The 5474-nt window shown below is 58.3% G+C and carries 1 protein-coding gene and 4 pseudogenes; 2 read left to right on the top strand and 3 right to left on the bottom strand.

Annotation, left to right across the window (positions count from 1 at the left end):
* Positions 1-989: 989 nt before the first annotated feature.
* Positions 990-1358 (top strand): annotated as a pseudogene (locus I6F36_RS38185) (DDE-type integrase/transposase/recombinase); the annotation flags it as partial.
* Position 1359: 1 nt separating this feature from the next.
* Here I6F36_RS38185 and I6F36_RS38190 read toward each other — a convergent pair.
* The 3 genes and pseudogenes from I6F36_RS38190 to I6F36_RS38200 form a co-directional block, all read right to left on the bottom strand.
* A pseudogene (locus I6F36_RS38190) lies at positions 1360-1528 on the bottom strand (IS3 family transposase); the annotation flags it as partial.
* 916 nt (positions 1529-2444) lie between these two features.
* The gene (locus tag I6F36_RS38195) at positions 2445-3452 is read right to left on the bottom strand and encodes a cytochrome-c peroxidase (RefSeq protein ID WP_225129259.1); all 1008 of its coding nucleotides are present in this window, start codon (positions 3450-3452) and stop codon (positions 2445-2447) included.
* A 542-nt stretch (positions 3453-3994) separates the two neighbouring features.
* Positions 3995-4977: pseudogene (locus tag I6F36_RS38200) on the bottom strand (IS630 family transposase).
* A gap of 156 nt (positions 4978-5133) precedes the next feature.
* Between I6F36_RS38200 and I6F36_RS38205 the strand changes: the two are divergent.
* Positions 5134-5474: pseudogene (locus tag I6F36_RS38205) on the top strand (transposase); the annotation flags it as partial.

A 5474-nucleotide genomic window follows, 5' to 3' on the forward strand; every position in this document is an offset into this window, starting at 1 on the left:
CACCGATGCGTTCATGCCACTCGAGGTGGACCAATGCAGAGCCACATTGAGGGCAGTTTTTGTGACGTGCTATTGAGACCGACTCCATGTGGCAGCTCGTGTCATTGCGTCAAAAGGCCACAGCCGACGTTAGTGTAGCCGCCGCTTCGTGGCGGCTGCGGTAGATGGACCTCTCTGTTCAAATCCTGTGCCAACCGCGACAGCTTGATCAGTAAGGGATAATTTTTCAAGGAAGTGTACCAGACCGACAGCATGTCAGAGATCGGACAGTCAAGGTCATGTTCTAACGTAAGGTCGCAAATCGGACACATGGCGATGGCTTTTTCTAGTTGGACAGAAAAGCCCGCCTCCGAGTCAATGGGAAGAACGGAGGAAAATGACGTCAATGAACATTCTCCGGCCGACTTTGAAATGCGTCCGGAGGCGGGGCCTATGGCTAGAGTATTCCAATTTCCAAATGGCAGGCGACAGTCCGTAAGCCTGATAACCCGCCTGCCCCATCAGCCCTTAGGGCAATGATGGGTCCTCAGCTCTATAAGCCGTCATTGCGATGAACTGTGCGGGGTATGCCGGAGCTGTGCGCTGCTCTCTCGGTCAAGGAGTCAAGGCAAAGGTAGAGAGCTTGATACGTCAAGCTTGTGGCCACGGATAGCCGTCGACCAACAAATTTGCTGGTGTTACCTCATTGCTATGGCGAGCGCGTCGCTGAGGGCTCACCTGGGGTAACCAAATGGGGTCGGTCAGATCGGAGGTCTGACGAGACGGACGGGCTGCTCAGAAGCAGGGCTGCAATGAAACGTCATTGATCAAAATCAGATAACAGCAGGATCCATTTGGTTGGCCAAATGCTTGGTGAACCAATCGCCAGTGACTCTGTTCACGGTTGCGAGGTGACACACATAGGGATCCTAGCGTTTATAAGCACGAGATGCTTCGGTTCGCGAGCTCGATTGTAAGCGTCGAGCTGCAAATCCGTCAAGCAGCGGGACGTCTTGCTGCGGCGGGAGGGCGAGCCATCGGGCATCAACCGGATCTACCGGCTTTATCGCGAGGAAGGGCTCACCGTCTGCAAAAGGCGGGCTCGCCGCAAAGGCCGTGGGGACCCGTGCCCCGATCCTGGTCGAGGCGAGGCCGAACGCGCGCTGGTCGCTGGACTTCGTCCACGACCAGTTCGCCAATGGCCGACGCTTCCGCATCCTCAACATCGTCGACGACGTCACCAACGAATGCCTGGCGCCATTCCGGAGACGTCGATCTCGGGGCGGCGCGTGGTCGGCGAACTGACGGCAATCGTCCAGCGACGCGGCAAGCGAGAAATGATCGTGTCCGACCATGGCACCGAGTTCACCTGCAACGCCAGCAGGCCCGCCGTTCCGACAGGCTCATGACAGCCTGCAGATGCGCGATCGCAGCGCGCTTAGCGGCGGGCCTTACCATTTTTTGAAAGGAGCTCGCGAAGTGCGGCGGCATCGAGCATCTGCTCGGCCAGAAGCTTCTTCAGCTTCACGTTCTCCTCTTCCAAGGCCCTGTCCGACTTCACCGACGTGAGCGCGCTCGGCATTAAGTAGAGCTGGTCGTCTGAATTGCGCATCAGGTGCGTCCGTGCCGTTCGAGATCATCCTCAATTCGCGACCACGCACAGTGCACTCTCGCGCGGTCGCCTTACAGCAGATCGTCAGATCGCTTTGCTGGGCAGCACGAGCCAAATGTCGTCTTGTCGATGACCTACAGGCACGCTGCGACGACGCCAGCACGCGGGAGAGCTCGGCGCTGGTGGTTCTGTCGGTGCCAAAAAGAAGGGCATGCTGTCGCTAAGTCAGGCGAATTGTTTAGTCGTAATCCGGACACGATGCTCTGGGGAAACCCTCCACTGTGCTGCCCAAGCAGGTTGTGGGAGCTGAGCGCACGAGATCCAACTTGTCATTGATGGTTCGGGCATAACAGTCGCAAGCCAGCGCCGATTCAGTGTCTCAGCAGCAAACTCTTGCGCGACGCTGTGAGGAATCGCGCATCCATGGTGCGACTTACACTCTGAGGGTCAAGTTCAGCAAAATCGATGATTGGGGTCCGATCAAGCCATTCCCTTGGAACCGCCGTCGCTCGGCCACCTGCTGGACGCGGATTGGTTCGTCGCCGCCGGCCCAAGCCTTCGTTCGCTTGGAATTGCGCCTAAGTTCCCGACTGATCGTGGGTGGCGACCGGCCAGGGCCGCGCTCCTCAAGGCTGAGCATCGTCCCATCGCAACAACACCTTTAGCAGGTGTTGCACTGGCATCGTGAACCGAAGCCGCTCTTCACCTTGATCCAGTGCTTCGCGATAGGGAGCAGTGCGATCTCAGAGATCGGTTCGACGAGCCTGAACGCGCTCCGGCTTGCGGCAGCTGCAAAGCGGAGCTGCGTCGCCGCGACTAAACCGTGGAACAACCAGGATAGTGAACAAGAGCACTATCTGTCTAAGGACGGTGGCGGCGTATCCTTTGTGCGCGTTGGCAGTATCGGATATTCGATCTTGGGTAACCGGCCGGTCAATGAATTAAGAAACGCAACGATATCGTTCTTCTCCTTCTCGGTGAGCTCGGCGCCGAGCTGCACCTCACTCATAATGCCTACCGCTTCCTGGAGCGTCCAAACCTGACCCGAATGGAAGTAGGGAGCTCGCAGGGCAACGTTGCGCAAAGGGGCGGCGCGGAACACGTATCGGTCGCTGAAGGCCTTCGTGACCGCGAAACGCCCCTGGTCGGCTGGGGGAAGCAGTTTGCTGTCTGGTCTTTCAATCACGCCGAACGCGAAAAACTCCTGCCCACCAATATTGATTCCGTTGTGGCAGGAGGCGCAGCCTTTGTCCACGAACAGCCGCAATCCTGCCTTTTGGTGGTCATCCAGCGCGTTGGCATCGCCGTTCAGGTATCCATCGAACGGAGCTGCTGGTGTCGTGAGCGTCGCTTCAAAAGCCTCGAGCGCTTTCGCGAAATTGTCAAAGGTGACCGGCGGTGTATCACGCGGGAATGCTTGCTTGAACTTGCCCACATAATCTTCCATCGAATTCAGTGTGGTCGTTACGTGATCCGCAGTCGCATTCATCTCGGCGCTCGCCTGAACGGGCCCCTTGGCTTGTGCCTTAAGATCCGGCGCGCGTCCGTCCCAGAATTGCGCGACATTGAACACTGAATTGTAGACGGTCGGCGCCCGCCGCGCTCCCCGTTGCCAACCGTGACCAACTGACGTTGGACCCGCGTCTACGCCGCCGGTGCCAAGATTGTGGCAGGTATTGCAGCTAATGATCCCACTCGCCGACAGACGAGGGTCGAAGAACAGCATCTTCCCGAGCTCCGCTTTCTCGGTAGTCACGGGATTGTCCTTTAGGGCGGGGATACCAGAAGGGATCGGTTTGAAGATCTGTCTGGCTGTCATCATCAAATCGTCGTTTGCGATGGCATTGCATGAGACACACATCAGAACGGTAGTAATCGATACCTTGAGCATGACGTGAGACTTCCAGATCTTGCCGCGCCGCTACCGAACAACAGTTCTTCAGAAGAGGCGCCCGCTGCATGGATGGCTTTTGCTATGCAGGAACTGAGCCAGCGCGCGCGAGTGAATTGGTCTAGGGTTTCTGTGTTCGATGTTGGCTTCACGACAGTTGTCGTTAGCCCGACACGAACACTTCGACTAATCACGAAGCATAGTGTTTTGCTGCTCTTCGAGGAGGCACGACGCGTCTCTCCGACGAAATGCAGGGGGCAGTGACGTCGCAGGCACCTGTCCCGGGAGTAGATGAAACCTCCCTCCAATTGGATTCGAATCGATGTCGCAGGCGTTACACTATTAATACGAGCCCGATCGAAGCTCCGCCCCGTGCCTAGCGCAGCGCCGTCAGTCCCTCCCCAACCGGCTTTCGGTCCCATGGGCCTGAAAGGGGGCTGCCAGGCTGTCACGACGGGATGAGGCCTGGCGCTGAGCTTGATGAACTTAGCTAACTGTCTGCCGGATCGCGTCTAGTGTCCTGAACCAGAAGTTCGCAACATCGCGTCGTGTTGTACCGGGGCATTGTAACGGCAGAAGCGTTCGATGGAAGCAAGGATATCATCGGCTGACTTGGTCCATCGGAACGGCTTGGGATCAGCGTTATGTCGTTCGATGAACGAGGCGATGTCCGCCCTGAGGGCGGCTACGCTGCGATAGACGCGGCGCCTGATCTTCTAATCGGTAAGAAGCGCTCGACCTGATTGAGTCATGACGAACTGGTCAGGGTCAGGTGCACATGCCAGCGCGGCCGCTTGGCCAGCCATTTCCGGATCAGCGGGGTCTTGTGAGTGGCGTAGTTATCCATGACGAGATGGACGTCGAGTTGGCGCGGCACAGCGGCCTCGATCTCGTCCAGGAATTTGCGGAACTCGGCGGCACGGTGCCGTCCGTAGCACTTGCCGATAACCCGTCCGGTCGCAATGTCGAGGGCGGCGAACAGCGATGTGGTGCCGTGCCTTTTGTAATCGTGGCTCCTTCGGGCCGGCTGGCCGGGACGCATCGGCAGCATCGGCCGACTGCGGTCCAGCGCCTGGATTTGAGACTTTTCATCTACACACAGGACGATGGCGTGTGCCGGTGGCGAGACGTAAAGCCCGACGACATGACGCACCTTGGCCACGAAGTTCGGATCAGTCGAGAGCTTGAATGTCTCCAGCCGGTGCGGCTGGAGCCCGAAGGCCCGCCAGATACGTTTCGGTGCTCCCGAGCGCGGCTCATCGTGCAGCCCAGCCACGCGCTGCTTCACAAAGCCCCGCCGCCGTTTGCCTACCGTCCCCCGCTCCAGGCCTAGCTTGGCCGTCACTTCCTTGTTCTGACCGCCTTCCGCGCAGGCCAGCGCGATCCGGGCTCTCAGAGCCAACGCCTGCGCCGCCTTTCGCCGCATTCTCAGCGGCTGAAGTTCAGCACGCTCATCATCGCTCAATACCAGGGGCGCAAGTCGCTGGGTCGCCATCAGATCCTCCGTCGCTGTTGCAGCCGCCATCTCTGGCACAGCGACGCGAATCTAATGCGAATCTACGATTGCGAACTTGTGACTCGGGACACTAGCACTACTTTGGCAGATTGTTGGATTTGGGCTCTTTATTAGGATTCCCGAATCGACTTTTCAATGATTCATGGGTGGTCGGCTCTTGGAGGGCTGACCATGGTGGAATGGGAAGACGAACTCGAACGCTGGCTGAAGCCGTTCCTGGACCGGTTGGGTCATAAGACCGGCAGCGGATGTGTCCCCTGTACGTTGCGGGATTGATCGGCCCGGGCGATCGCAAGAGCGTTCAGCCGATGGCAGAACGCCTTGCAACCGGCAACTACGATCAGCTGCACCATTTCATCGTCGAAGGTGTCTGGGACGCATCACCGCTGGAATCTGAGCTGCTCAACCAGGCGGATCGGCTTGTCGGCGGCAAGGATGCGGTATTAGTCATTGATGACACCGCAATGCCGAAAAAG

The organism is Bradyrhizobium sp. BRP19, from assembly GCF_020194195.1.
GTDB lineage: Bacteria > Pseudomonadota > Alphaproteobacteria > Rhizobiales > Xanthobacteraceae > Bradyrhizobium > Bradyrhizobium yuanmingense.

Coding starts and splice junctions, on each gene's coding strand:
- I6F36_RS38195 (WP_225129259.1), bottom strand. CDS start 3,452: ATGTGTGTCTCATGCAATGCCATCGCAAACGACGATTTGATGATGACA.